Here is a 26,886-nt window from a genome sequence, read left to right as displayed (position 1 = left end):
CCCGATGACCCAGGACAGCCAGCACCCCGGCACCCTCGTGCCGACCCCGGCCACCCCTTCCGCACTCGACGAAGGCGCGCTGCAGGCGTTGGGCCTGGTCCGCGAGGACCTGCCGCGCATCGCCGAGATCCGCATGGAACTGGACGACCTGCGCCCGGGCAACCTGCAGGTATTCGGCCGCGAGGCCGCGACGCGCACGGCAGCGTTTTCCAGCCAGCTGCTGGACCAGGTTCGCAACCGCGACCTCGATGCCAGCGGCGACAAGCTGGGCGAAGTGGTGCGCATCGCGCGCAGCCTGAAACTGGACGGTTTCGCCCAGCGTTCGAAGGTGCCGGTGATCGGCGGCCTGATTGATCGCCTGCGCGTGTCCAAGGGCGAACTGGTGCAGAAGTTCAGCGACACCAACGCACAGATCGAGCAGCTGCTGGGCGACGTGGGCGTGCAGCAGGCGCTGATGGGCAAGCGCGTGGGCGAGTTCGACCGCATGCACGAGATCGTGCGCGAGGAGCGCCACGCGCTGGGCCTGTACGCAGCCGCCGGCAAGCAGCGCCTGGCCGAACTGCAGGCCGAGCAGCTGGCAGGGCAGGGCAGCGACGACCCGCAGCAGCGCATCCGCCAGAGCGAGGTCGACAACGCGATCCGCCTGATCGAAAAGCGCGTGTCCGACCTGCAGCTGATGCAGCACGCGGCCGACCAGTCGCTGCCGATGATCCGCCTGATCCAGGCCAACGCGCTGCAGCTGATCGAAAAATTCAACACGGTGCGCGAGATCACCATCCCGTCGTGGAAGCGCCAGTTTGCCATCCAGCTTTCGCTGGGCGAGCAGAAGGCCGCGGTCGAGCTGTCCACCGCAATCGACGATGCCACCAACGAGCTGATGCGCCGCAATGCCGATCTGCTGCGCCAGGCGTCGGTGGATACCGCACGCAGCAACCAGCGTGGCGTGATCGACGTGGCCACGCTGCGCCACGTACACGACCAGCTGATCGCCACGGTGGAGGAAGTGCGCAGCATCCATCGCGAAGGCATGCAGCAGCGCCAGCAGGCCGAAGTCGAACTGTCGCGCCTGCGCGAAGACCTGCAGCAGCGGCTGGCCGCACCCACGGCACCCTGACCGGTCGGGTCCAGCGCGCAGGCGTAGCGTCGAGCTTGCTCGACTGAGGTAGTCGAGCAAGCTCGACGCTACAGTTGCGCCATCGCCCACTCGGCCAGCGCATCCACGCGCGGGTCGGCCGGGCCGTCCGGCCGCGCCAGCACCCAGAACCCGCCTGTCGCCGAGAATCCCCAGGGCGCGATCAGCCGCCCTGCGGCCAGGTCCTCGGCCACCAGCGGCTCCGGCGCGATCGCTGGCCCCAGGCCTGCCACGGCCGCTTCCAGCAGGTAGTACAGATGCTCGAAGCCGGTGCCCATCTGCAACTGCGCCGGGTCCAGCCCATGCGCCTGCGCCCAGGCCGGCCATGCCTGCGGGCGCGAGCTGGTGTGCAGCAGCGTCTCCTTCAGCAGTGCCGGGGGCGGCACATGGCGCAACCGCTGCGCGGCGGGATGCGAGGGCGCCACCACCACGCCCACCCGTTCCGGCGCCAGTTCGCGCACCTGCCAGCCGCGCGGCCACGGCCCCTGCGCCAGCAGCAGGACCGCGTCCAGCGCCGCCTGCGCCTCGGTGAAGGCGCCATCCAGGGCCGACCATTGCAGGTTCACCCCGGGCAGGGCCGCCTGCAGCGCGGGCAGCCGTGGAATCATCCAGCGCGCCAGCACGCTGCCGCTGCAGCCCAGCACCAGCGCCGGGGAGCGCGCCGGTTGGCGCAGTTCGCGCACACAGGCCTCGATGCCGGCGAAGGCCTCGCCGCAGGCCGCATGCAGGCGCTGCCCGGCCTCGGTCAGGCGCAGCCCGCGCCCGGCGCGCTGGAACAGCGGCAACCCCAAATGGTCTTCCAGCAGTTTCAGCTGCCGGCTCACCGCACCGTGGGTGACGTGCAGGGCCTGCGCGGCGCGGCCCACGCCGCCCAGGCGGGCGGTGGCCTCGAAGGCACGCAGGGCATTGAGCGGCGGCAGCAGGGAGGTGCTCATGTGAGATTTCCTGACAATACGCGCCAGATAATATCGATATTCCGGTCAGGATCCGTGCGCTAGAGTATCCACCTGTCTCGAACCAGCGGTCGCTTCCATGTCTGCCTCCCCCATTGCCGACTTCCACGCCTTCCCGGATGCCCAGGGCCACTTCGGCCGCTACGGCGGCAGCTTCGTCGCCGAAACCCTGGTCGGCCCGCTGCAGGAACTGGCCCAGGCCTATGACCAGGCCCGCCAGGACCCCGCATTCCAGCAGGCCTACGACCGCGACCTGGCCCATTACGTGGGCCGGCCGAGCCCGATCTACCACGCACAGCGCCTGAGCGACCATGTCGGTGGCGCGCAGATCCTGCTCAAGCGCGAAGACCTGAACCACACCGGCGCGCACAAGATCAACAACACCATCGGCCAGGCCCTGCTGGCGGCGCGCATGGGCAAGAAGCGCATCATCGCCGAGACCGGCGCCGGCCAGCACGGCGTGGCCAGTGCCACCGTGGCCGCGCGCCTGGGCCTGGAGTGCGTGGTCTACATGGGCGCCACCGACATCGAGCGGCAGAAGATCAACGTCTACCGCATGAAGCTGCTGGGCGCGACGGTGGTGCCGGTCACCTCCGGCTCGGCCACCCTGAAAGACGCGCTCAACGAAGCGATGCGCGACTGGGTGACCAACGTGCAGGACACCTTCTACATCATCGGCACCGTGGCCGGCCCGGACCCATACCCGCGCATGGTGCGTGATTTCAACGCCATCGTCGGCCGCGAAGCGCGCGAGCAGATGCTGGCCGAGTATGGCCGCCTGCCCGATGCGATCACCGCCTGCGTCGGCGGCGGCAGCAATGCCATCGGCCTGTTCCATGCCTTCCTCAACGACCGCCAGGTCGAGATCTTCGGCGCCGAAGCGGCCGGTGACGGCATCCATACCGGCCGCCATGCCGCATCGATCGCAGCCGGCCGTCCCGGCGTGCTGCACGGCAACCGCACCTATGTGCTGTGCGATGACGATGGCCAGATCATCGAAACGCATTCGGTGTCGGCCGGCCTGGATTACCCCGGCGTCGGCCCCGAGCACGCCTTCCTGGCCGACAGCGGCCGCGCCACCTACCTCGGCATCACCGACGAAGAGGCGCTGCAGGCCTTCCACCTGCTGGCGCATGCCGAAGGCATCCTGCCGGCACTGGAATCCAGCCATGCGCTGGCCCAGGCCATCAAGCTGGCGCGCGAGCGCCCGCGTGACCAGATCGTGCTGTGCAACCTGTCCGGCCGTGGCGACAAGGACGTGCACACCATCGCCGCGCGCGAAGGCCTGGTGCTGTGAGCGCGCTGCTTCGCAACAGCAGTGCACTGCTGCTGGCAATCGGCCTGGCTGCGTGCCAGCCGCCGGAGCCGCCCGTGCTGGCGCCGGCGGCAAAGGCAACCACGCAGCCTGCACAGCAGCCCGCTGCCAACGATGATGCCGACCCATTGGCGCGCACGCCGATCGAAGATCCGCCGGCCGCCGACACGGAGTCCGGGGACGATGCGCCTGCAGTGGTTTCGGTCGCCCTGGACCATGCCGGCGAGGTGCTGATCGGCCAGCAGTTGAGCGACCTCAACGCGCTCGGGCCGTGGACCGCGCAAGGCGCGGTCGAAGCGCTCGGCGGCAGTTGCGAGTACTACGACGGCAAGGGTTTGCCGGCGGGCGTGTCCATGATGACCGACGAAGACCGCGTGGTCCGTTTCGACCTCGGCCTGGACCCGGAAAGCGGAGCGCCGGCCGAGCAGCCGGGCCCGTTTGGCCTGCGCGTCGGCATGACCCGTGCCCAGGCGGTTGCCCGGTTTCCAAAGCCGCCCGTGTCCAGCCCGCATGCCTACGACGGCGAGCAGGGCGAGTACCTGACCTGGCAGGATCCGGGCTCCGCACTCGGCATCCGCCTGGAATTGTTTGAAGGGAAGGTCATCCAGATGTACTGGGGGACCAGTGAAGCGATTGAACTGATTGAAGGGTGTGCCTGAAATGTCCGTTTCCCGACTCGATGCCTGTTTCCAGCGCCTGCGCGAGCAGCAGCGCAAGGCCCTGATCCCGTTCATCACTGCCGGCGACCCGTCGCTGGAGGCCACCGTGCCGGTCATGCATGCGCTGGTCGAGGCCGGCGCCGACGTGATCGAACTGGGCGTGCCGTTCTCCGATCCGATGGCCGATGGCCCGACCATCCAGCGCAGCTCCGAGCGCGCGCTGGCCCGTGGCGCCGGCAGCCGCTACGTGCTGCAGGCCGTGGCGCAGTTCCGCCAGCGCGATGCGCAGACCCCGGTAGTGCTGATGGGCTACCTCAACCCGGTGGAGATCCACGGCTATGCGGCGTTCGCCAAGGCCGCGGTCGAAGCCGGCGTGGACGGCGTGCTGCTGGTGGACCTGCCGCCGGAAGAAGCCACCGAAGCGCTGCAGGCGTTCGACGCGGCCGGCCTGGCGCTGGTCCTGCTGGCCTCGCCGACCACCAGCGAGGCCCGTGCAGACAAGCTGCTGGCGCTGGCCCGTGGCTACCTCTACTACGTCAGCTTCGCCGGCGTCACCGGCGCCTCCGAGCGCCTGGACAGCGAGGCCGCCAGCGCTCGCCTGCAGGCCCTGCGCGCGCGCGCCAGCGTGCCGGTGGTGGCTGGCTTCGGCATCAAGGATGCGGCCAGTGCCGCGGCCATGGCCCGCCAGGCCGATGGCGTGGTGGTCGGCAGTGCCCTGGTGGCGGCGCTGGCCGATGCCGCCTCGGCCGACGAAGCCGCCCAGCGGGCCGGCGCCTTCCTGGCCCCGCTGCGGCAGGCGCTGGACGCGTAACGGTAGTGCCGGCCGCTGGCCGGCATGCCATGCAAGAGCGTGTCGACCAACGGTCGACACCCACCAGAGCGGGGATCGAGCGATGTCGGTAGCGCCGGGCCGTGCCCGGCGGTGGTAGTGCCGGCCGCTGGCCGGCATGCCATGCAAGAGCGTGTCGAGCAACGGTCGACACCTACCAAAGCGGGGATCGAGCGATGTCGGTAGCGGCGGGCCATGCCCGGCGTTGGTAGTGCCGGCCGCTGGCCGGCATGCCATGCAAGAGCGTGTCGACCAACGGTCGACACCCACCAGAGCGGGGATCGAGCGATGTCGGTAGCGCCGGGCCGTGCCCGGCGACGCGGGGTTTGAGCAGCGTCCGCCGGGCATGGCCCGGCGCTACCGGCGCTAAACGTACGTCCCAGCATGGTTTTTTCCTGCCGGCCCGTGCCCCGCAAGGGGTGCACGGGCGGGGGCAGCGGAGCTAGACTGTCCGCCTTTGCGGCCCTCGGGCCGCCCTGAACGGAAGTGTCCTCCCGCATGAGTTGGCTCAGCAAGTTGATGCCGTCCGGCATCCGCACCGACAACACCCCCAGCAAGAAGCGCAGCGTCCCCGAGGGCCTGTGGGAAAAGTGCAGCAGCTGCGGCAGCGCGCTGTACCGCCCCGAGCTGGAAGAGAACCTGGAGGTCTGCCCGAAGTGCGGTCACCACATGGCGATCCGCGCCCGCGCGCGCCTGGCGGCCCTGTTCGACGCTGACAGCACCACCGAGATCGGTGCGCGCCTGGGCCCGACGGACCTGCTCAAGTTCAAGGACCAGAAGAAGTACAGCGAGCGCATCAAGATCGCGCAGAAGAACACCGGCGAGTACGACGCGCTGATCGCCATGCGCGGCCTGCTCAAGGGCCGTCCGCTGGTGGCGTCGTCCTTCGATTTCGCCTTCATGGGCGGTTCGATGGGTTCGGTGGTCGGCGAGCGCTTCGCCCTGGCCGCTGAAACCGCGGTCGAGATCGGTGCCCCCTACGTGTGCTTCTCCGCCAGCGGCGGCGCGCGCATGCAGGAAGGCCTGTTCTCGCTGATGCAGATGGCCAAGACCTCCGCTGCGCTGGGCAAGCTGCGCGAAGCCGGCCTGCCCTACATCTCGGTGCTGACCCACCCGACCACCGGTGGCGTGTCGGCCTCCTTCGCCATGCTGGGCGACATCAACATCGCCGAGCCGCAGGCGCTGATCGGCTTCGCCGGCCCGCGCGTGATCGAGCAGACCGTGCGCGAGAAGCTGCCTGAAGGCTTCCAGCGCTCCGAGTTCCTGCTGGAACACGGTGCCATCGACCAGATCTGCGACCGCCGTGAAATGCGTGATCGCCTGTCCGACCTGCTGGCCATGCTCGGCCGCCAGCCGGCGCCGGCGCCGGAGGCTGCGTAATGGCAGGCCGCAGGTACTTCGGTACTGACGGCATCCGCGGGCGCGTCGGGCAGAGCCCGATCTCGGCCGACTTCGTGATGCGCCTGGGCAATGCGCTGGGCCGCGTGCTGGTCGACCAGCGCGGCCACGACGGGCGCCGCCCGATCGTGGTGATCGGCAAGGACACGCGCATTTCCGGCTACATGTTCGAAGCCGCACTGGAAGCCGGCCTGGTGGCTGCCGGTGCCGACGTGCAGCTGCTGGGGCCGATGCCGACCCCGGCGGTGGCCTTCCTCACCCGCACCCTGGGCGTGGATGCCGGCGTGGTCATCAGTGCCTCGCACAACCCGCACTACGACAACGGCATCAAGTTCTTCTCCGCCCAGGGCGAGAAGCTTGATGACGCCACCGAGCTGGCGCTGGAAGCAGCGCTGGACGTGCCGTTCACCACGGCCGAGTCGGAAAAGCTGGGCAAGGCGGCGCGCGCGCGCGAAGCGGTCGGCCGCTACATCGAGTTCTGCAAGGCCAGCGTGCCGCGCACCTTCGACCTGCGTGGCGTGCGCCTGGTGCTGGACTGCGCCCACGGTGCGACCTACCAGATCGCGCCGCTGCTGTTCCGTGAGCTGGGTGCCGACGTGATCGGCATCGGTGCCGAACCCAACGGCGTCAACATCAACGACGGCGTGGGTTCGACCCACATCGACAACCTGGCGGCCAAGGTGCGCCAGACCGGTGCCGACCTGGGCATTGCCTTCGATGGCGACGGCGACCGCGTGCTGATGGCCGACGACCAGGGCAACCCGGTTGACGGCGACGACCTGCTCTACATCCTGGCCCGTGCGTGGCAGGCCGACGGCCGCCTGCGCGGTCCGGTGGTCGGCACGCTGATGAGCAACTTCGGCCTGGAAAAGGCCCTGGGCGAACTGCAGATCCCGTTCGTGCGCAGCAACGTGGGCGATCGTTACGTGCACCAGGCGCTGGTGGAAGGCGGCGGCGTGCTCGGCGGCGAAGCCTCCGGCCACCTGCTGTGCCTGGACCGCGCAACCACCGGCGACGGCATCGTCAGCGCCCTGCAGGTACTGGTGGCCCTGCGCCGCAGTGGCCAGACCCTGCGCCAGGCCCTGCAGCCGCTGGCCAAGGTGCCGCAGAAGACCGTCAACGTGCGCTTGGGTGATGTCTCGGCCAAGACCACCGTGCAGGCGGACAGCGTGCAGTCGGCGCTGGCCGAAGCACAGCAGGCAGTGGCGGGGCGCGGTCGCGCGTTCCTGCGTCCGTCCGGCACCGAGCCGGTGGTGCGCGTCACTGTCGAAGCCGACGAGGCCGTGCTGATGCAGGACACGCTGGATCGCCTGTCGGCCGCAGTGAAGGCGGCAGCCTCCGCCTGAGGCGGCTGCACTGGGCCCAGACGGAAAACGCCCCGGGAGACCGGGGCGTTTTTGTTTTTCCGCAGCGAGGGGCGCGTGATCAGGGCCCCGGCACCATCTTCTTCTGGCGCGCCTTGAAGCCGTTGAAGAACGGCGCGATCAGCGGGTTGTAGCTCTGCGCGATGCGCTTGCGCAGCCAGCTGGCCGGGCGGTTGCGGATCGCGAAGCGGTAGATCCGCTCCGGATCGCCGCCGACCACGTTGCGGCCGAACGGATGGGTGGTGTGCAGGTAACGGAAGCCGTGCTCGCGGGCCACCTCGACATGATCCTGGTCGAAATCGCCGTAGGGCCAGCACAGGGTGTCGGACACTTCGCCCAGCTTGTCCTGCAGCACCTGTCGCGAGATCGCCAGGTCCTGGCTGATGCCGGCACGGCGCTGTGCGCGGTCCAGGTCATCACGGCGCAGCCAGCGGGTGTGGGTGTGGGTATGGCAGTGCACTTCGAAGGTGCCGGCCTCGATGGCTGCGCGCGCTTCGCTCCAGCGCATCATCACCGTGTCGCTGCGGTCGTCCTCGAAGATCGCCGCTTCGCAGCCACGGTGGTCCGGCGTCGCCGGCAGCGTGGCCCCGGCGATGCCGGCATGCGGGCGTACGTCGCCTTCGCCCATCCAGCCGGTCACCACGAACACCACCGCATGCATGCCGTACTTCTGCAGGATCGGGTGCGCGTATACCCAGTTGTCCAGGTAGCCATCATCGAAGGTGATGACGATGGACCGGCGCGGCACCGGCTTGCCGGCAAGGAAGCCGGCGTACTGGTCCAGGGTCAGCGAGGTCCAGCCGTTGTCGGCCAGCCAGGCGATCTGGCTCTCGAAGTTTTCCGGCGAGACGGTGATCATCCCCGGCGAGGGGCTGACGTGGTGGTGCATCAGCACCGGAACAGTTCGCGCATCAGCCATGTCCCAGCTCCTTCAGCCACTGGTGGTAATAGGATTCGGTGGTTTCGCCATGCCCGGCCGGGCTGAAATCGTGCGCACTGCGCATCCAGTCCCAGCCTGCACGGCCCATCAGCTGCCGCCGCTGCGGATCGTCCACCAGCAGGCGCAGCGCAGCAGTCAGCGCGCCATTGTCGCCCAGCCGGGTGAGGATCGCATTGCTGCCCTCCAGCACCATTTCAGGCACGCCGCCCACCCGCGTTGCCACGATCGGTACGGCCACGTAGGCGGCCTCCAGGAACACCGTGCCGGCGGCCTCCTTGTGCGAGGCGAGGGCGAAGATGTCAAAGCCGGTCATCAGGCGGCAGGCGCTGTCACGGTAGCCGAGCAGGTGTACCTGCTGCTGCAGGCCATGTTCTTCGCGCATCGCCAGCAGGCGCTGCATGACCGCCTCGCCATTGCCCACCACCACCAGGTGCAGTCGCGGGTTGGCCTTGCACAGCGGCGCGATCGCGCGCAGCAGGTCGGCATGGCCCTTCGGCTCGCGCAGCACGGCCACGCACCCGACCACGATGTCCTCGCCGCTGAAGCCGAGTTCAGCACGGACCTCGGCGCGCACGTCCTGCAGGCACTGCCATGGGTCTTCCTTGCGCATGTCGGTCCAGCGCGGCGGTACCGCGATGGGCGGCACGATGCCGATGCTCCCGCCAGCGATGCCGCGCTCGGCCAGCAGCTGCTTGACGAACCGGCTCACGGTGATGACCCGGTGCGGCAGCCCGGTATAGGTCAGCAGCGAGTTGACCGGGCTCATCAGGTGGCGCGAGCGCACCACCAGCGGCGTTCCGCCCAGGCGTGCGCCCGCAGCGGCGATCAGCGTGTCGCGCCGGCTGGTGGTGTTGACCACGTCGTAACGCTCGCGGCGTACCAGGCGCGAGACCGACCAGATGCCGCGCATCAGGCGGGCCATGCCACCCATGCGCAGGGTGTGCACGGTGAAACCATCATCGCGGGCCAGCGTGCCCAGCCGCGCGTCGGGCTGGCACAGCAGCGCGACCTCATGGCCGCGCGCACGCATCACCTGCATGTGGCGAAGAATGTAGATCTCCTGGCCACCCATTCCCTTGGCGGCTTCGGTGTGGAGGATGCGCAGCGGGCGGTTCATCGTGAATCTGTCCTGGATTTCAACGGTTGCGGAAGCGCGTGAGCGCGTCCCATGCGGTGCGCAGCGCGGCCGGATCCGGCGCCTGCTGCGGTAGGGGCAGGTAGTCCTGGTCCAGTGCGGTGGCGTTGCCGAACTTGTCGAACACGTAGATCACCTCGCCGTGGCGTACCGCGCGCTGTGACCAGCTCTCCACCACCAGCGAGCGCTGGCCCTGCGGCACGGCCAGCAGATCCTGGCCGGTACTGAAATCACCCAGCGCGTTCTCGCAGCCCAGCGCATGCCGCATCAGCGTCGGCACCCAATCCTCGTGGGAGCTGGTGCGCGCGTCGTGGCCGCTGGCTTCGCCCGGCCAGCGCAGCACGAACGGCACCTGCACCTGGTGGTTGGAGAAGTTGCCGTTGTGGCCCCAGTAGTTCAGGCCGAGGTCGTTGAATTCTTCGGCGTGGTCGCCGGTCACCAGCACGATGGTGTCCTGCTCCAGGCCCTGTGCGCGCAGTTGTTCGAGCAGCTGGCCGACCAGGCTGTCGGCGTAGTGCACGGCCGTGTGATAACGGTTCAACTCCGGCGCCGGGTCATGGTCCGGGCCGAATTTGAGGAAGTCGATGTCGGCGGCCATCGGCGTGGCCACCGGCGGATAGCCGGCCGGCATCTGGTACGGCGCGTGGGTGGAATCGAGGAAGACGAAACCGAACCAGGGGCGCTGCGCGGCCTGGCTGCGGGTGATGTCCTGCTGCAGGGACGCGACGATGCTCTGGTCGCGCGCGGACGGATCCAGTTCCGTCGGCCCCTGGTGCAGCTGGTCGCGCACATCGGCAAATGCGGTGCGGTCGAACTCGGGGCTGTACAACGGCGCGCTACCGTACAGATGCAGGTCGTAGCCCTGCTGCTGCAGTACCTTGAACAGCTGCGAGCCGCGCTGCTCGTCCAGCATGCTCGGCCAGTAGCCACCCGGCAGGCCGTACAACAGGCCGAACAGACCGTAACGGGTCGCGTTGCCGGTGCTGAGGTGGTGGTCGTAGACGCGGGCCGAGCCGGCCAGCGCCGCGGTGTGGGGCATGTACTGAGGGGTCAGCGCGTCGTGCCGCAGCGATTCCAGCACCACCATCAGCACGTTGGGCCGGCGGTGGCTCTGGCAACGCAGCGGCTGCAGCGGATACTGCAGCTGGGCGTGGCGCGGGTCGGGCAGGCCGGCCTGCTGCTGGCTGTGTACGCCCAGCCGACGCATGAAACTCTTGGCGGTGATCGGCTGCGCCCAGGGCAGGTAGTTCCACTGGCTGATCACCGCGCGTTCGCCCAGCGCATCGTAGTAGGCGGTGGCGACCTGGCCGCCGCCCATCAGCAGCGCAACGGCGGTCCAGGCCTGCAGCACGCGGTGCCGGTGCGGCGCCGGCGAGAGCAGCTTCCAGCAGGCCCAGGCCAGCAGCGCCTGGGCAGCAAAGAGGGCCGCCACCAGGCCGGCCACCTGCAGCCAGGTCTTCCACGACAGGCTGACCTGGTCCTGCAGCGCGCCGCCAAACACCATGTTGGCGACCATCGCATTGAGATGGAACCGGTACAGGGCGAACACCTTGGCGTCGACCAGCAGCAGGCACAGCCACAGCCCCTGCAGTGCGATGGCTGAAAGTGTCAGCGTGCGCGCACTGCGCGGCCACAAGCCGATCGCCAGAGGCAGCGCACCGGCCAGCGCGCCCAGCGCCAGCAGGTGGCCGGGCAGGGCGACGGCCAGATAGGCCAGGCCGAGGCCGCCACCGGGGTTGTCGCGCAGCGGCACGTTGCCCAGCGCGATCAGCAGGGCCAGAACGGCGTTGGCCGCGACAAACAGCGACCACCACGCCAACCGGCGCCAGCGGCGGTCGTTTCCGGAAAGCGGGGCAGGGGCAGCAGCGGGCAGTGCGACGGACATGGTGCAGGCGGCGGGCAGGGGTGCAGGGGACGTGCTGCATGGGCGCCGGGAGGGGCTGCCTGCTCGCGCGGGTGGCGCATTGTATCGGTTTGTTTCATTGTATCGGTGGCGTACCTGGGCCGATCTGTCACAATGTTCAGGCTGGCCGGCAGACAGCTGCCGGCCCATTGACCCAACGACAAGCCAGGAACCGCTGTGAGCCAGATCCCGACCCTCGACATCACCCGTTTTGACAGCGACCGCGAGGCCTTCGTGGCCGAGCTGGGCGCGGCCTACCGCCAATGGGGATTCGCGGGCATCCGCAACCACGGCATCCCGCAGGCCGACATCGACGCGGCCTACGATGTCTTCAAGGCCTTCTTCGCCCTGCCGGACGAGGTCAAGCGCAAGTACCACGTGGCCGGCAGCGGCGGCGCCCGCGGCTACACCCCGTTCGGCGTGGAAACCGCCAAGGGCTCCAAGCACTTCGACCTGAAGGAGTTCTGGCACATCGGCCGCGAGATCGCCGACGACTCCAAGTACCGTGACGTGATGGCGCCGAACCTGTGGCCGACCGAGGTCGAAGGTTTCCGTGAGCGCGGCTACGGCCTGTACCAGGCGCTGGACAACCTGGGCTCGCGCGTCCTGTCGGCACTGGCCCTGCACATCGGCCTGCCGGAAGACTTCTTCGCCGACAAGACCAACTTCGGCAATTCGATCCTGCGCCCGATCCACTACCCGCCGATCACCACCGACGACATTCCGAACGTGCGTGCCGGTGCCCATGGCGACATCAACTTCATCACCCTGCTGGTCGGCGCCAGCGCCGCGGGCCTGGAAGTGCAGTCGCATGAGGGCGAGTGGGTGCCGTTCACGTCCGACGCGGACACCATCGTGGTCAACATCGGCGACATGCTGCAGCGCCTGACCAACCACGTGTACCCGTCGACCATCCACCGCGTGGTCAACCCCCCGGGCGAGCTGGCCCGCCAGCCGCGTTACTCGGTGCCGTTCTTCCTGCACCCGAACCCGGACTTCCTGATCGACGTGCTGCCGTCGTGCATCACCCCGGAGAACCCGAGCCGGTACCCGGAGCCGATCACCGCCCACGGCTTCCTCGAGGAACGCCTGCGCGAGATCAAGCTGAAGTAATGAGAAAGCCGCCGAAAGGCGGCTTTTTCATTACGGGTAGCGCCGGGCCGTGCCCGGCGAGCGCAGCGGGAGGGTGTTCGGCAGGGCTGCGCCCTGCACCTGCAGAGGCCAAAGCCAGAGCCAGAGCCGAAGCGGCTCTGGGTTACTGCTGGTTGGGCGGGGCGGTGCGGGTTGGCAGGACACGCCGTAAACCCGTCCATGGGGGCTCGATGGCGCCATCCATGGCGCCAACGGTCCTGCCAACCCACACCGCCCCACCCCCGACACTTTCCCGCGGCGGTTGGTACCGGCGGCTCCTGGTAGGTGTCGACCTTGGTCGACACGGTAGATCCACGCCATGCGTGGATGAGATCTGTCAGATCGAAGTGGGGTAGGGGGCTGGTCCAACCCGGCGGCTCGCCGGAATGCTGCTTCTGCTCTTGCCCTTGCTCTTCTTTTTTCTTTCCGTGGCGGCCGGAACCGCCGCGATGTGTCAGAGGCCGGGCGGGTGGGTTGCGCAGGGGCGCAGGCGCCATGGATGGCGCCTACGAGCCCCCATGGATGGGTTCACGGCGTGTCCCGCGCCCCTGCCGCGCCCGGCCAAGCCAGCGCAACCCAACCGGGCATTCCGCGACCCACCCAACCCGACCGACCCGCCACGAGGGGCTGCGCCGTTCGCTGAAAACCCATGTAACCGCTTACAAGCAAACGGGTTTTTCCCGTAACGGGTATCATGGGCGGCTGACTTCATACAGGAGCCACCCGCTCATGCGCCGCAAGATCGTCGCCGGAAACTGGAAGCTGCACGGCAGCCGTCAATTCGCCACTGACCTGCTGGGCCAGGTGGCTGCGGGGCTGCCCAAGGCCGGGGTGGAGGTCGTCATCCTGCCGCCGCTGCCCTACCTGGGCGAGCTGGTCGAGGACTTCGGCGGGACCGGCCTGGTGTTCGGTGCCCAGGATGTCAGCAGCAACGAGAAGGGCGCCTATACCGGGGAGGTCTGCGCCGCCATGCTGCATGAGGTCGGTGCCCGCTACGGCCTGGTCGGCCACTCCGAGCGCCGCCAGTACCATAATGAAAGCAGCGAGCTGGTCGCGCGCAAGTTCGCCGCCGCCCTGCATGCCGGCCTGGTGCCGGTGCTGTGCGTGGGTGAAACCCTGGAACAGCGCGAGGCCGGGCAGACCGAGGCGGTCATCGCCGCCCAGCTGGCCCCGGTGCTGGCCCTGGTCGGGGGCGAGGGTTTCGCCACTGCCGTGGTCGCCTACGAGCCGGTCTGGGCCATCGGCACCGGCAAGACCGCCAGCAAGGAGCAGGCGCAGCAGGTCCACGCGTTCATCCGTGGCGAAGTGGCGCGCATCGATGCTAGAATCGCTGATTCACTGCCCATTCTTTACGGCGGCAGCGTGAAGCCCGACAATGCCGGGGAACTGTTCGCGCAGCCGGATGTCGATGGTGGGCTGGTCGGCGGCGCCTCCCTGGTGGCCGCGGACTTCCTGGCCATCGCGCAGGCGGCGGCTGCGAACTAACTCTACAAGTATTGTCCGAGGGCGGATTCCCAATGCTGATGTTGATCCTCAATGTCGTCTACGTGCTCGTGGCCGTGGCCATGATCGCGCTCATCCTGATGCAGCGTGGTTCGGGTGCGGCGGCTGGTTCGGGCTTCGGCGCTGGCGCCTCGGGCACTGTGTTTGGTGCGCGTGGCGCGTCCAACTTCCTGTCCAAGTCGACCAAGTGGCTGGCCGTGGTGTTCTTCGGCATCAGCCTCTTCATGGCCTGGTATGCCGGTCACGGCAGCCGTCCGGCGGCCGAGCAGGACCTGGGCCTGATGTCCGCCCCGGCGGCCAGCGCTCCGGCCGCCCCGGCGGGTGAACTTCCGGCCGTTCCGAAGGCCGATGCGGTCCCGGCCGCCCCGGTTCCGGCCGCGACTGTGCCGGCTCAGGCGGAATCTTCGGTTTCTGGTGAAGAAAAGCCTTCGGAAGGCTCCCAGAAAGACTGAAGACGGTTACAATATGCGGCGCATCGGGTTATCTGACTGATGTGATCGTTTGCCCAGGTGGCGGAATTGGTAGACGCACTACCTTGAGGTGGTAGCGACTTAGGTCGTAGGGGTTCGAGTCCCCTCTTGGGCACCATTTGTAAGTAAAGCGGGTTCTCCTGGCGCGCAATGCGCCAGCCGTTTCCCGTCCACTCCCCCATGCCAAAGCGCCTGCAGGCGCGGCGGCAGAGGCAAGAGAGAATCGCTGTGCTGGCCGAATATTTGCCGTCTCTGCTGTTTCTGATCGTCGCGACCGGTATCGGCATCACGCTGATGCTGATCGGTCGATTCCTCGGTCCCCGCCGCCCCGATCTGGAAAAGCTCTCGCCGTACGAGTGCGGCTTCGAGGCCTTCGAAGACGCGCGCATGAAGTTCGATGTGCGCTACTACCTGATCGCGATCCAGTTCATCGTCTTCGACCTGGAAATCATCTTCATCGTGCCGTGGACCCAGGTCTTCATGGAGCTGGGCGCCCGTTCGCTCGTCACCATGGGCCTGTTCGTCGGCATGCTGTTCCTCGGTTTCATTTACGTCTGGAAGAAGGGAGCGCTGGAATGGGAGTGATTCAGACTCTCGATGGCCTCATGAACAACCCGGTCCCGGAAGGGCGGGTTGATGACATCCTGCGGCCGGAGGGCGACAACCCGCTGCTGGAAAAGGGCTTCGTCACCACCAGCGTCGACGCACTGCTGAACTGGGCGCGCACCGGCTCGATGTGGCCGATGACCTTCGGTTTGGCCTGCTGCGCGGTCGAGATGATGCACGCCGGCGCCGCGCGCCTGGATCTTGACCGCTACGGCGTGGTGTTCCGCCCGTCGCCGCGTCAGTCCGACGTGATGATCGTGGCCGGCACCCTGGTCAACAAGATGGCCCCGGCGCTGCGCAAGGTCTACGACCAGATGCCGGACCCGAAGTGGGTCATCTCGATGGGCAGCTGCGCCAACGGCGGCGGCTACTACCATTACTCCTATTCTGTCGTGCGCGGCTGTGATCGCGTGGTGCCGGTGGACGTCTACGTCCCGGGCTGCCCGCCGACCGCCGAGGCGCTGGTGTACGGGATCCTGCAGCTGCAGAAGAAGATCTGGCGTACACAGACCATCGCCCGCTGACCCTTCCACACTACAAGAGCGCGCCAAGCCCCCATGGCAGAGCAAGCATCCTTCATCGACCGACTCTCCGCACGTTTCGCTGGTGCGAAGGTCATCGTGGTCGAACCCCGCGGCGAAGTGACGCTGGAGGTGCCTGCCGCCGAGTGGCATGCCACCGCGCTGGCGCTGCGTGACGAGTTTGGTTTCGAGCAGGCCGTGGATCTCTGCGGCGTCGATTACCTCGGTTATGGCTCCGACGAATGGGACACCGCTGACGTGTCCTCGCAGGGCTTCAGCCGCGGCGTCGAAGGCAAGGCCCAGGGCCGTTTCGCGTGGGGCGAGTTCCCCACCGAAGAAAACGGTGCCGATGGCGCGAGCCCGCAGCACATGCCGACCCAGCGTTTCGCCGTGGTCGCCCAGCTGCGCTCCTACCAGCACAACCTGATGTTGCACCTGCGCTGCTTCGCCCCTGACGAAGCACTGCCGGTGGTGTCCTCGCTGACCGGCATCTGGCCGGGCCTGAACTGGTTCGAGCGCGAAGCGTTCGACCTGTACGGCGTGATCTTCGAAGGTCACCCGGACCTGCGCCGGATCCTGACCGACTACGGTTTCGTCGGCCATCCGTTCCGCAAGGACTTCCCGCTCATCGGCAACGTCGAAGTCCGCTACGACGAAGAAAAGAAGCGCGTGATCTACGAACCGGTCACCTCGGTGGAGCCGCGTGTCGGCGTGCCGCGCGTGATCCGTGACGACGCCCGTCTGCAGACCGCAGAAGGTGAGCGCGCGCAGGAGGCAGTGAAGTGAGCCACGTACACCAGGCCGGCGAAGCCTTCGCCAGCAACCCCGCCGAAAGCCGGCAGGAAATCCGCAACTACACCATGAACTTCGGCCCGCAGCATCCGGCCGCCCATGGTGTGCTGCGCCTGATCCTGGAAATGGATGGCGAAACCATCATGCGCGCCGACCCGCACGTCGGCCTGCTGCATCGTGGTACCGAAAAGCTGGCCGAGTCCAAGCCGTTCAACCAGTCGATCGGTTACATGGATCGCCTGGATTACGTGTCGATGATGTGCAACGAGCACGCCTACGTGCGCTCGATCGAGACCCTGATGGGGATCGAGGCGCCGGAGCGTGCGCAGTACATCCGCACCATGTTCGACGAAATCACCCGCATCCTGAACCACCTGATGTGGCTGGGCTCCAACGCACTCGACCTGGGTGCGATGGCGGTCATGCTGTACGCCTTCCGCGAACGCGAAGAGCTGATGGACTGCTACGAAGCGGTCTCCGGCGCGCGCATGCACGCGGCGTACTACCGTCCGGGCGGCGTCTACCGCGACCTGCCGGACCACATGCCGAAGTACAAGGAATCGCGCTGGCACAAGGGCAAGGCGCTGAAGCAGCTCAATGCTTCGCGTGAAGGCTCGCTGCTGGACTTCCTGGAGAACTTCACCAACGAGTTCCCGGGTCGCGTCGACGAATACGAAACCCTGCTGACCGACAACCGTATCTGGAAGCAGCGTACGGTCGGCATCGGCGTGGTCAGTCCGGAACTGGCCCACCAGTGGGGCATGACCGGCGTGATGCTGCGCGGTTCGGGCGTTGCCTGGGATCTGCGCAAGAAGCGTCCGTACGCCAAGTACGATGCCGTCGATTTCGACATCCCGCTGGGCAAGGAAGGCGACTGCTACGACCGCTACCTGTGCCGCGTGGCCGAAATGCGCGAATCCAACCGCATCATCAAGCAGTGCGTGGCGTGGCTGAAGGCCAACCCGGGCCCGGTGATGGTGAAGAACTTCAAGGTCGCTCCGCCCAAGCGCGAGGACATGAAGGACGACATGGAAGCGCTGATCCACCACTTCAAGCTGTTCAGCGAAGGCTATTGCGTCCCGGCCGGCGAAACCTATTCGGCGGTGGAAGCCCCGAAGGGCGAGTTCGGCTGTTACCTGGTCTCCGATGGCGCCAACAAGCCTTTCCGCGTGCACCTGCGCGCGCCGGGCTTCGCCCACCTGTCCTCGATCGATTCGATCGTGCGCGGCCACATGCTGGCTGACGTGGTGGCAATGATCGGCACCTACGATCTGGTGTTCGGCGAGGTTGACCGGTAATGACGTCTGCCAAGCCAACGCCTGCTGCAGGCAGCCGGCGCAAGCCGGCGCCGCAGTTTCTGCAATTTCACGTTATGCATTTCGCTGAGGTCGGCCGATGAAGGCGACAGGTAATTTCGAGACGGCGCGCGACGTCGACCCGATGGTGGTGTTGAGCGACAAGACGCGCGCTCACATCGATCACTGGCTGTCCAAGTTCCCGCCGGACCGCAAGCGCTCTGCCGTGCTGCAGGGCCTGCACGCGGCCCAGGAGCAGAACGAGGGCTGGCTGACCGACGAGCTGATCGCCGGCGTGGCCAAGTACCTCGACCTGCCGCCAGTGTGGGCCTACGAGGTCGCCAGCTTCTACTCGATGTTCGAGACCGAGAAGGTGGGCCGCAACAACGTGGCCATCTGCACCAACATCAGCTGCTGGCTCAATGGCGCCGAGGACATCGTGCGCCATTGCGAGAAGAAGCTGGGCATCAAGCACGGCCAGTCCACCCCGGACGGCCGCGTCTACCTCAAGCGCGAGGAAGAGTGCCTGGCAGGCTGCGGTGGTGCACCGATGATGGTCATCAACGGTCATTACCATGAGCGTCTGACCCTGGAAAAGGTCGACGAGCTGCTGGACGGGCTGGAGTAAGGGCATGGCACATCACCACGAATCCAAGGGTCCGGTCGGCCCCGCGCCGCTGCCGCACCAGGTGGTCTACACCACCCTGCATTACGACACCCCGTGGTCGTACGAAAGCTACCTGAAGACCGGTGGCTATGCCGCCCTGCGCAAGATCCTCGAAGAGAAGATCCCGCCGGAGCAGGTCATCGAGATGGTCAAGGCCTCGGGCCTGCGCGGCCGCGGTGGCGCGGGCTTCCCGACCGGCCTGAAGTGGTCCTTCATGCCCAAGGGCAACATGCAGAAGTACATCCTCTGCAACTCGGATGAATCCGAGCCGGGCACCTGCAAGGACCGCGACATCCTGCGCTACAACCCGCATTCGGTCGTGGAAGGCATGGCGATCGCCTGCTACGCCACCGGCTCGACCGTGGGCTACAACTACCTGCGCGGTGAGTTCCACCACGAGCCGTTCGAGAACTTCGAACAGGCCCTGGCCGATGCCTATGCAAATGGCTGGCTGGGCAAGAACGTGATGGGCTCGGGCGTGGACATCGACATCTACGGTGCCCTGGGCGCCGGCGCCTACATCTGCGGCGAAGAAACCGCACTGATGGAATCGCTGGAAGGCAAGAAGGGCCAGCCGCGCTACAAGCCGCCGTTCCCGGCGAACTTCGGCCTGTACGGCAAGCCGTCGACGATCAACAACACCGAAACCTACGGTTCGGTGCCGGCGATCATCCGCAACGGTCCGGAGTGGTTCAAGGGCCTGAGCCTGACCGCCAACGGTGGCCCGAAGTGCTTCTCGGTCTCCGGCTGCGTGCAGAACGGCGGCAACTTCGAAGTGCCGCTGGGCACCACCTTCGACGACCTGCTGGCGATGGCCGGTGGCCTGCGTCCGGGCCGCACCCTGAAGGGCGCGATCCCGGGCGGCGTGTCGATGCCGGTGCTGACCGCGGCCGAGCTGAAGGGCCTGCCGATGGACTACGACACTATCCGCGCACTGGGCTCCGGCCTGGGTTCGGGCGCCGTCGTGGTGCTGGATGACAGCGTCTGTTGCGTCAAGTTCGCCTGCCGCATCAGCCAGTTCTTCCACAAGGAATCCTGCGGCCAGTGCACCCCGTGCCGTGAAGGTACCGGCTGGATGCACCGCGTGCTGGAGCGCATCGTCGCCGGCAAGGCCACGATGGAAGACCTGCACCAGCTGAAGGCGGTGGCCGGCCAGATCGAAGGCCACACCATCTGTGCGTTCGGCGAAGCGGCTGCATGGCCCATCCAGGGCTTCCTGCGCCAGTTCTGGGACGAGTTCGAGTACTACATCGTCAACGGTCATTCGATGGTTGACGGCAAGAAGGTGGAGGCAGCCGCTGCATGAGCGCGCAACCCGTAAATCCGAGCGTCCCACCCGATCACGTCACCATCGAGATCGATGGCAAGTCGCTGGTCGTGCCCAAGGGCTCGATGATCATCCAGGCCGCCGACAAGGCTGGCATCTCCATTCCGCGCTTCTGCTACCACGAGAAGCTGCCGATCGCCGCCAACTGCCGCATGTGCCTGGTGGACGTGGAAAAGTCGCCGAAGCCGGCGCCGGCCTGCGCCACCCCGGTGATGGACGGCATGAAGGTCGCCACCCGCAGTGAGAAGGCGCTCAAGTTCCAGCGTTCGGTGATGGAGTTCCTGCTCATCAACCACCCGCTGGACTGCCCGATCTGCGACCAGGGCGGCGAGTGCGAACTGCAGGACGTCTCGCTGGGCTATGGCCGTTCGGTCAGCCGCTTCAACGAGCGCAAGCGCGTGGTGCCGGACGAGGACATGGGTCCGCTGGTCGCCACCGAGATGACCCGCTGCATCCAGTGCACCCGCTGCGTGCGCTTCACCGCCGACGTGGCTGGCACCTATGAACTGGGTGGCATGTACCGTGGCGAGAACCTGCAGATCGGTACCTACGACGGCAAGCCGCTGACCACCGAGCTGTCCGGCAACGTCGTCGACGTCTGCCCGGTCGGCGCGCTGACCAACAAGGTGTTCCAGTTCCGCGCCCGCCCGTGGGAACTGACCGCGCGCGAATCGCTGGGCTACCACGACGCCATGGGTTCGAACCTGTTCCTGCACGTGCGTCGCGGCGAAGTGCTGCGCACCGTGCCGCGCGACAACGAAGCCGTGAACGAGTGCTGGCTGTCCGACCGTGACCGCTACTCGCACCAGGGCCTGTACAGCGAAGACCGTGCGGTCAAGCCGCTGCGCAAGGTCAATGGCGAGTGGAAGGAAGTGAGCTGGGCCGAAGGCCTGGCCGCGGCCGCCGAGATCCTCAAGGCCCACCAGGGTGACCACCTGGGCGTGCTGGTGCACCCGTCGACCTCCAACGAGGAAGGCGCGCTGCTGGCCCGCCTGGCCAAGGGCCTGGGCTCGAACAACATCGACCACCGCATCAACAACCGCGATTTCTCCGACGCCGCAACCGCCGAAGTGTTCGGCCTGCCGCTGGCCGAGATCGAAGGCGCCGACCGCATCGTCATTCTGGGCAGCAACATCCGCCACGAACTGCCGCTGCTGCACGCCCGCCTGCGCAAGGCGCAGACCACCAAGGGCGCGAAGATCCACGTCGTCAACCCGGTGGACTTCGACTTCGCCTTCAGCGTTGCCGGCAAGCAGATCGTCGCCCCGTCGAAGTTCGTCGACGCGCTGGCCAACGAAGAACTGCGTTCGGCAGTGCAGGGCGGTACCAACACCGTGCTGATCGTCGGTGGCATCGCCGAGAACCACCCGCAGGCCGCCGCGATCCGCGCCGCCGCGCGTGATTTCGCTGCCGCTACCGGTGCCAGGCTGTGCCGCATCCCGCAGGGCGCCAATGCCGTGGGCCTGGCCCGCGCCGGCGTGCTGCCGGCCGGCAAGGACGTCGCCACCATGCTGGCGCAGCCGCGCCAGGCCTACGTGGTGTACGGCCTGGAACCGGGCCTGGACTTCGCCGATGCCCCGGCCGCGCGCAAGGCGCTGGTCGGTGCCAAGGTGGTGGCCTTCAGCCAGTTCGCCTGTGTCTCCACCCGCGACGTTGCCGACGTCATCCTGCCGATCGGTGCACTGCCGGAAATCGACGCCACCCTGACCAACCTCGATGGTCGCGAGCAGTCGGCCCGCGCCGGCGGCAAGCTGCCGGGCGAGGCCCGTGAAGGCTGGCGCGTGCTGCGCGCACTGGGCGGCGAGATGGCACTGGCCGGTTTCGACTTCACCGACCTGGCCGGCCTGCGTGCCAGCCTGGTGCCGGTGTCGGTCGCCGTGGCTGCCTCGGCCCAGCCGGCCGTTGCCGGCGAAGGCCTGGAAGTGGCTTCGACCGCTGCGATCTACCGCACCGATGCGGTGGTCCGCCGCGCCCCGGCGCTGCAGTCGCATCCGCTGAACAACGCCCCGCGCATCGTGCTGAACGCTGACGATGCCGCGCGCCTGCAGCTGCAGGAAGGGCAGATGGCCAAGGTCGGCACCGATGCCGGCAAGGCCACCCTGCCGGTGGTGGTCGACGCCCGCGTCGCTGCGGGTTCGGTCTGGATTGAATCGGGCCACGGCGCGACCGCGCCGCTGGGTGCCGCTCGCGTATCGGTGGTGGCTGCATGAACGAATTGCTGTTGAACGCGGTCGACCCGCTGCACCAGTGGCTGCTTGGCCTTGGTGATATCGGCGCGCTGATCTGGATCATCCTGAAGATCCTGGTGATCACCGTTCCGGTGATCATCTCGGTGGCCTTCTACGTGGTCTGGGAACGCAAGCTGATCGGCTGGATGCACGTCCGCCACGGCCCGATGTACGTGGGCATGGGCATCTTCCAGGCCTTCGCCGACGTCTTCAAGCTGCTGTTCAAGGAAGTGGTCCAGCCGAGCAGCGCCAACAAGGCGATCTACCTGCTCGCACCGCTGATCACCCTGGCCCCGGCCTTCGCGGCCTGGTCGGTGGTGCCCTTCGATTCGCAGATCGTGCTGTCCAACGCCAACGCCGGCCTGCTGTACCTGCTGGCGATGACCTCGCTGGGCATCTACGGCATCATCCTGGCCGGTTGGGCGTCCAACTCGAAGTACGCGTTCCTGGGTGCCATGCGCGCCTCGGCGCAGATGATCAGCTACGAAATCGCCATGGGCTTCGCCCTGGTCGGCGTGATGATCGCTTCGGGCAGCCTGAACCTGAGCAACATCGTGATGGCGCAGGCCGGCAATTCCGGCTTCTTCGACTGGTTCCTGCTGCCGCTGTTCCCGTTGTTCGTCATCTACTGGGTGTCGGGCGTGGCTGAAACCAACCGCGCGCCGTTCGACGTGGTGGAAGGCGAATCGGAAATCGTCGCCGGCCACATGGTCGAATACTCCGGCGGTGCCTTCGCCCTGTTCTTCCTGGCCGAATACGCGAACATGATCCTGATCAGCTTCCTGATCTCGATCTTCTTCCTCGGCGGCTGGCTGAGCCCGATCCAGGGTTGGGTCAACTTCGGTGATGTCTCGCCGCTGGTCGACTGGATCTGGAAGGGCGGCGCACCGTGGCTGTTCGTCAAGGTGTTCTTCTTCGCCAGTGCCTACATCTGGTTCCGTGCCAGCTTCCCGCGCTTCCGCTACGACCAGATCATGCGCCTGGGCTGGAAGGTCTTCATCCCGCTGGCCATTCTGTGGATCGCGGTTACCGCCGTCATGGTGTTCTTCGGCGTGATTCAAAAGGGCGTCTAAAGTGATGAACAGGATTACCCATTACTTCAAGAGCCTGCTGCTGCTCGAACTGCTGGCCGGTCTCTGGCTGACGCTGAAGTACAGCTTCAAGCCGAAGTACACGATGATGTACCCGATGGAGAAGTTCCCGCAGTCGCCGCGCTTCCGTGGCCTGCACGCCCTGCGCCGTTACCCCAACGGTGAAGAGCGCTGCATCGCCTGCAAGCTGTGCGAAGCGGTGTGCCCGGCACTGGCCATCACCATCGACTCGGCCAAGCGCGAGGACGGCACCCGCCGTACCACCCGCTACGACATCGATCTGTTCAAGTGCATCTTCTGCGGCTTCTGTGAAGAAAGCTGCCCGGTGGACTCGATCGTCGAAACCCACATCCTCGAGTACCACTTCGAGAACCGTGGCGAAAACATCGTTACCAAGCCGCAGCTGCTGGCCCTTGGCGATCGTCTCGAAAACGAGATCGCCGAGCGTCGTGCCGCCGATGCCGCTTACCGCTGAGGTCGAGAGATGGATTGGGTAAATATCGCTTTCTGGGTGTTCGCCATCGCGGCAACGGTTTCGGCCGGTGCGGTGATCAGCGTGCGCAACCCGGTTCACGCCGTGCTCTGCCTGGTGCTGACCTTCTTCTCCATTGCCTGCGTGTGGCTGCTGGTCGGTGCCGAGTTCCTCGGTGTCGCGCTGGTGCTCGTCTACGTCGGCGCGGTGATGGTGCTGTTCCTGTTCGTGGTGATGATGCTCGACATCGATCCCACGAACCTGCGTGAGGGCTGGGTGCGCTACCTGCCGGTCGGCCTGATCGTGGCCGTCGCCATGCTGGTGCAGATGCTGATCCTGATCGGGGTGAAGGGCAGGGCGGTCAACGCCTTCCCGGCGGACAACGCTGCGGCCCTGGCCGCGGACACGTCCAACATCACCTGGCTGGCCCGCAGCCTGTTCACCGAGTACCTGCTGCCGTTCGAGTTCGCCGCCGTCATCCTGACCGTGGCCGTGGTTGCCGCCGTCATGCTGACCCTGCGTCGCCGTACCGGTGTCAAGGTCCAGAACCCGGGCGACCAGACCATGGTCAAGGCCTCGCAGCGTCTGCGCGTGGTCAAGATGGACGCTGAAAAGCCGCTGGTCCACAGCAACACCAAGCCGGTCGCGGGCGACGAGGAGACCCAGGCATGATCACTCTCGGCCACATCCTGGCGCTGGGCGCGGTGCTGTTCTGCATCAGCCTTGCCGGCATCTTCCTCAACCGCAAGAACATCATCGTCCTGCTGATGTCCATCGAGTTGATGCTGCTGTCGGTGAACATCAACTTCGTCGGGTTCTCGCGCCAGCTGGGCGATCCGTCCGGCCAGCTGTTCGTGTTCTTCATCCTGACCGTTGCCGCTGCCGAGGCCGCCATCGGCCTGGCGATCCTGGTGACCCTGTTCCGTACACGCCGCACAATCAATGTCGGCGAAGTCGATTCGCTGAAGGGCTGATCCACAGATGGAAATCACTCTCTCCAAGAGTCTGTTGATCGCAGTGGTGCTTGCACCGCTGTTCGGCAGCATCATCGCCGGCCTGTTCGGTCGCCAGGTCAAGCGCTTCGGCGCACAGACCGTCACCATCCTCGGCGTGGCCATCAGCTGCGCCCTGTCGATGTACACCCTGTACCAGCTGGTCTGGGGCGGTGCGCAGCCGTTCAACCAGAACCTGTACACCTTCTTCGAAGTGGGCCAGTACTCGGCCCATGTCGGCTTCATGGTCGACAAGCTGACCGCGATGATGATGGTGGTGGTGACCTTCGTGTCGCTGCTGGTCCACATCTACACCATCGGCTACATGGAAGAAGACCCGGGCTACCAGCGCTTCTTCAGCTACATCTCGCTGTTCACCTTCTCGATGCTCACCCTGGTGATGAGCAACAACTTCCTGCAGCTGTTCTTCGGCTGGGAAGCGGTGGGCCTGGTGTCGTACCTGCTGATCGGCTTCTGGTTCAAGCGCCCGACCGCGATCTTCGCCAACATGAAGGCGTTCCTGGTCAACCGCGTCGGTGACTTCGGCTTCCTGCTGGGCATCGCCGGCGTGCTGTGGGTGTTCGGCACCCTGGATTACTCGCAGGTGTTCTCGCAGGCCAGCGTGCTGTCCAGCCCGCAGGCGCAGATGCAGGTCTGGGACGGCACCCTGCTGGGCATGCAGCTGCTGAGCGAGCCGGTCGTCTGGTCGATCGCCACGGTCATCTGCATCTGCCTGTTCATCGGCGCCATGGGCAAGTCGGCCCAGGTCCCGCTGCACGTGTGGCTGCCGGACTCGATGGAAGGCCCGACCCCGATCTCGGCACTGATCCACGCCGCGACCATGGTGACCGCCGGTATCTTCATGGTCACCCGCATGTCGCCGCTGTTCGAGCTGTCGCAGACCGCGCTGAACTTCATCCTCTTCATCGGTGCCACCACCGCGTTCTTCACTGGCCTGATCGGCATCGTGCAGAACGACATCAAGCGTGTGGTCGCGTACTCGACCCTGTCGCAGCTGGGCTACATGACGGTTGCACTGGGCGTGTCGGCCTACTCGGCCGCCGTGTTCCACCTGATGACCCACGCCTTCTTCAAGGCGCTGCTGTTCCTGGGTGCCGGCTCGGTCATCATCGCGATGCACCACGAGCAGGACATGCGCAAGATGGGCGGCCTGCGCAAGTACATGCCGATCACCTTCATCACCATGTGGATCGGTACGCTGGCCCTGGTCGGTACGCCGTTCTTCTCCGGCTTCTACTCGAAGGACACCATCATCGAGGCGGCCGAGATCCACGCCCATATCCAGAACAGCTGGGTGGCCACCTATGGCTACTGGGCAGTGCTGGGTGGGGTGCTGGTGACCAGCTTCTACAGCTTCCGCCTGCTGTTCATGACCTTCCATGGTCCGGAGCGCTTCCGCGATGCGCACCATGATGACCACGGCCATGACGACCATCATGCCGCCGATGCCCATCATGCCGACGCGCACCACGGCGATGCCCATGACGACCACGGCCATGGCCACGGTCCGCATGAGCCGCACGAAACCCCGTGGGTGGTGACCCTGCCGCTGATCCTGCTGGCCATCCCCTCGATCGCCATCGGTTTCTTCAGCATCGGCCCGATGCTGCACGGCACCGACTGGGCCGGCCACCACGCCCACGAGGCGATCAAGGGCCAGGCGACCACGTTCTTCACCGGCATCGTCGATTTCTACGATCCGGCCAAGAACACCGTCGGCTTCCTCGGCGAGGAGTTCCATGGTCCGGTGGCGTTCGCGCTGCACGGCATGATGCTGCCGCCGTTCTGGCTGACCCTGGCAGGCTTCCTGCTGGCCGCGCTGTTCTACCTGTGGAAGCCGGACCTGTCGGGCAAGGCCCGCAGGACCTTCGCTCCGCTGGTCTCGGTGCTGGAAAACAAGTACGGCTTCGACAAGCTGTGGATCGATGGCTTCGCCGGTGGCAGCGTCAAGCTCGGCAAGGTCGCACGCTGGATCGACAGCAACATCGTCGATGGCGTGGTCAATCTCTCGGCACGTGTTGTGGACGTCGCAGCCGGCGTGCTGCGTCGTACCCAATCCGGTTTCCTCTATCACTACGCCTTCGCAATGATCATCGGCCTGATTGCCCTCCTGGGCGTGCTGATGCATTACCTGCGTTGATG

General features: G+C 66.7%; 25 protein-coding genes and 1 tRNA gene. 22 read left to right on the top strand and 4 right to left on the bottom strand.

Features of this window, described 5'->3' with window-relative positions:
* Positions 1-4 precede the first annotated feature (4 nt).
* The gene (locus C1927_RS14810) at positions 5-1,114 is read left to right on the top strand and encodes a toxic anion resistance protein (RefSeq protein WP_108747092.1); all 1,110 of its coding nucleotides are present in this window, start codon (positions 5-7) and stop codon (positions 1,112-1,114) included.
* A 68-nt stretch (positions 1,115-1,182) separates the two neighbouring features.
* Here the strand turns inward: C1927_RS14810 and C1927_RS14805 are convergent, their stop codons facing one another.
* Positions 1,183-2,067: a LysR family transcriptional regulator gene (locus tag C1927_RS14805; RefSeq protein ID WP_108747091.1), complete on the bottom strand. Its 885-nt coding sequence runs from the start codon at positions 2,065-2,067 to the stop codon at positions 1,183-1,185.
* Between the two features lie 97 nt (positions 2,068-2,164).
* Here C1927_RS14805 and trpB point away from each other — a divergent pair, with 97 nt between their 5' ends.
* The 5 genes from trpB (at position 2,165) to glmM (ending at position 7,632) form a co-directional block, all read left to right on the top strand.
* Positions 2,165-3,382 carry a tryptophan synthase subunit beta gene (trpB, locus tag C1927_RS14800; RefSeq protein WP_079222624.1) on the top strand — a complete coding sequence of 406 codons (1,218 nt, stop codon included), beginning with the start codon at positions 2,165-2,167 and terminating at the stop codon, positions 3,380-3,382.
* A complete protein-coding gene (locus tag C1927_RS14795) occupies positions 3,379-4,059 on the top strand; it encodes a hypothetical protein (protein WP_079222623.1) in 681 nt (226 codons plus the stop codon). The genes trpB and C1927_RS14795 overlap by 4 nt, the downstream gene beginning before the upstream one ends.
* A 1-nt stretch (position 4,060) precedes the next feature.
* Positions 4,061-4,870, top strand: coding sequence for a tryptophan synthase subunit alpha (gene trpA / locus C1927_RS14790; RefSeq protein ID WP_079222622.1), 810 nt, complete (start codon positions 4,061-4,063; stop codon positions 4,868-4,870).
* A gap of 516 nt (positions 4,871-5,386) precedes the next feature.
* Positions 5,387-6,268, top strand: a complete 882-nt coding sequence (gene accD, locus C1927_RS14785) for an acetyl-CoA carboxylase, carboxyltransferase subunit beta (RefSeq protein ID WP_079222621.1) — start codon at positions 5,387-5,389, stop codon at positions 6,266-6,268.
* Positions 6,268-7,632, top strand: a complete 1,365-nt coding sequence (glmM, locus tag C1927_RS14780; RefSeq protein WP_079222620.1) for a phosphoglucosamine mutase — start codon at positions 6,268-6,270, stop codon at positions 7,630-7,632. Before accD ends, glmM begins: the two co-directional genes overlap by 1 nt.
* A 79-nt stretch (positions 7,633-7,711) precedes the next feature.
* Here the strand turns inward: glmM and C1927_RS14775 are convergent, their stop codons facing one another.
* Genes C1927_RS14775 through C1927_RS14765 form a run of 3 tightly spaced genes read right to left on the bottom strand, consistent with a single transcriptional unit; the run spans position 7,712 to position 11,610 of the window.
* Positions 7,712-8,569 (bottom strand): polysaccharide deacetylase family protein, encoded by an 858-nt coding sequence (locus tag C1927_RS14775; protein WP_079222619.1) that lies wholly within the window; start codon positions 8,567-8,569, stop codon positions 7,712-7,714.
* Positions 8,562-9,707 (bottom strand): glycosyltransferase family 4 protein, encoded by a 1,146-nt coding sequence (locus C1927_RS14770; protein WP_108747090.1) that lies wholly within the window; start codon positions 9,705-9,707, stop codon positions 8,562-8,564. The genes C1927_RS14775 and C1927_RS14770 overlap by 8 nt, the downstream gene beginning before the upstream one ends.
* Positions 9,708-9,726: 19 nt before the next feature.
* A complete protein-coding gene (locus C1927_RS14765) occupies positions 9,727-11,610 on the bottom strand; it encodes a sulfatase-like hydrolase/transferase (protein ID WP_108747089.1) in 1,884 nt (627 codons plus the stop codon).
* A gap of 195 nt (positions 11,611-11,805) precedes the next feature.
* On the opposite strand from C1927_RS14765, the gene C1927_RS14760 reads away from it, so the two are divergent.
* From C1927_RS14760 to nuoL, 16 genes are all read left to right on the top strand, one after another.
* Positions 11,806-12,741: a 2-oxoglutarate and iron-dependent oxygenase domain-containing protein gene (locus C1927_RS14760; protein ID WP_079222616.1), complete on the top strand. Its 936-nt coding sequence runs from the start codon at positions 11,806-11,808 to the stop codon at positions 12,739-12,741.
* A gap of 747 nt (positions 12,742-13,488) precedes the next feature.
* The gene (tpiA, locus tag C1927_RS14755; RefSeq protein WP_079222615.1) at positions 13,489-14,244 is read left to right on the top strand and encodes a triose-phosphate isomerase; all 756 of its coding nucleotides are present in this window, start codon (positions 13,489-13,491) and stop codon (positions 14,242-14,244) included.
* A gap of 32 nt (positions 14,245-14,276) precedes the next feature.
* Entirely contained in the window at positions 14,277-14,714 is a 438-nt protein-coding gene (secG, locus tag C1927_RS14750) for a preprotein translocase subunit SecG (protein ID WP_079222614.1), read from the top strand.
* 51 nt (positions 14,715-14,765) lie between these two features.
* Positions 14,766-14,850 (top strand) — tRNA-Leu (locus C1927_RS14745).
* 110 nt (positions 14,851-14,960) lie between these two features.
* A complete protein-coding gene (locus C1927_RS14740; RefSeq protein ID WP_079222613.1) occupies positions 14,961-15,317 on the top strand; it encodes an NADH-quinone oxidoreductase subunit A in 357 nt (118 codons plus the stop codon).
* A complete protein-coding gene (locus C1927_RS14735) occupies positions 15,308-15,862 on the top strand; it encodes an NADH-quinone oxidoreductase subunit B (protein ID WP_079222612.1) in 555 nt (184 codons plus the stop codon). The genes C1927_RS14740 and C1927_RS14735 overlap by 10 nt, the downstream gene beginning before the upstream one ends.
* A 33-nt stretch (positions 15,863-15,895) precedes the next feature.
* Positions 15,896-16,645, top strand: coding sequence for an NADH-quinone oxidoreductase subunit C (locus tag C1927_RS14730; RefSeq protein WP_079222611.1), 750 nt, complete (start codon positions 15,896-15,898; stop codon positions 16,643-16,645).
* Positions 16,642-17,949: an NADH-quinone oxidoreductase subunit D gene (locus C1927_RS14725; protein ID WP_108747088.1), complete on the top strand. Its 1,308-nt coding sequence runs from the start codon at positions 16,642-16,644 to the stop codon at positions 17,947-17,949. The genes C1927_RS14730 and C1927_RS14725 overlap by 4 nt, the downstream gene beginning before the upstream one ends.
* A gap of 97 nt (positions 17,950-18,046) precedes the next feature.
* Positions 18,047-18,574: an NADH-quinone oxidoreductase subunit NuoE gene (nuoE, locus tag C1927_RS14720; protein WP_079222609.1), complete on the top strand. Its 528-nt coding sequence runs from the start codon at positions 18,047-18,049 to the stop codon at positions 18,572-18,574.
* A 4-nt stretch (positions 18,575-18,578) separates the two neighbouring features.
* The gene (gene nuoF, locus C1927_RS14715; RefSeq protein ID WP_079222608.1) at positions 18,579-19,919 is read left to right on the top strand and encodes an NADH-quinone oxidoreductase subunit NuoF; all 1,341 of its coding nucleotides are present in this window, start codon (positions 18,579-18,581) and stop codon (positions 19,917-19,919) included.
* Positions 19,916-22,150, top strand: a complete 2,235-nt coding sequence (gene nuoG / locus C1927_RS14710; RefSeq protein ID WP_108747087.1) for an NADH-quinone oxidoreductase subunit NuoG — start codon at positions 19,916-19,918, stop codon at positions 22,148-22,150. The genes nuoF and nuoG overlap by 4 nt, the downstream gene beginning before the upstream one ends.
* Positions 22,147-23,241, top strand: a complete 1,095-nt coding sequence (gene nuoH, locus C1927_RS14705) for an NADH-quinone oxidoreductase subunit NuoH (protein WP_006381129.1) — start codon at positions 22,147-22,149, stop codon at positions 23,239-23,241. Before nuoG ends, nuoH begins: the two co-directional genes overlap by 4 nt.
* Positions 23,242-23,245: 4 nt before the next feature.
* Complete coding sequence (nuoI, locus tag C1927_RS14700; RefSeq protein ID WP_005410456.1) at positions 23,246-23,734, top strand: NADH-quinone oxidoreductase subunit NuoI; 489 nt, start codon at positions 23,246-23,248, stop codon at positions 23,732-23,734.
* A gap of 9 nt (positions 23,735-23,743) precedes the next feature.
* On the top strand, positions 23,744-24,403 hold the full coding sequence (locus C1927_RS14695; RefSeq protein ID WP_079222605.1) for an NADH-quinone oxidoreductase subunit J: 660 nt from the start codon (positions 23,744-23,746) through the stop codon (positions 24,401-24,403).
* Positions 24,400-24,705, top strand: a complete 306-nt coding sequence (gene nuoK / locus C1927_RS14690; RefSeq protein ID WP_053519917.1) for an NADH-quinone oxidoreductase subunit NuoK — start codon at positions 24,400-24,402, stop codon at positions 24,703-24,705. The genes C1927_RS14695 and nuoK overlap by 4 nt, the downstream gene beginning before the upstream one ends.
* 7 nt (positions 24,706-24,712) lie before the next feature.
* A complete protein-coding gene (gene nuoL, locus C1927_RS14685) occupies positions 24,713-26,884 on the top strand; it encodes an NADH-quinone oxidoreductase subunit L (RefSeq protein ID WP_079222604.1) in 2,172 nt (723 codons plus the stop codon).
* The last annotated feature ends 2 nt before the right edge of the window (positions 26,885-26,886 follow it).

Source organism: Stenotrophomonas sp. ZAC14D1_NAIMI4_1 (genome assembly GCF_003086775.1).
Taxonomy (GTDB): domain Bacteria; phylum Pseudomonadota; class Gammaproteobacteria; order Xanthomonadales; family Xanthomonadaceae; genus Stenotrophomonas.
Note: the sequence above shows the minus strand (reverse complement) of the source record. Positions and strands in the feature narration are given on the sequence as shown.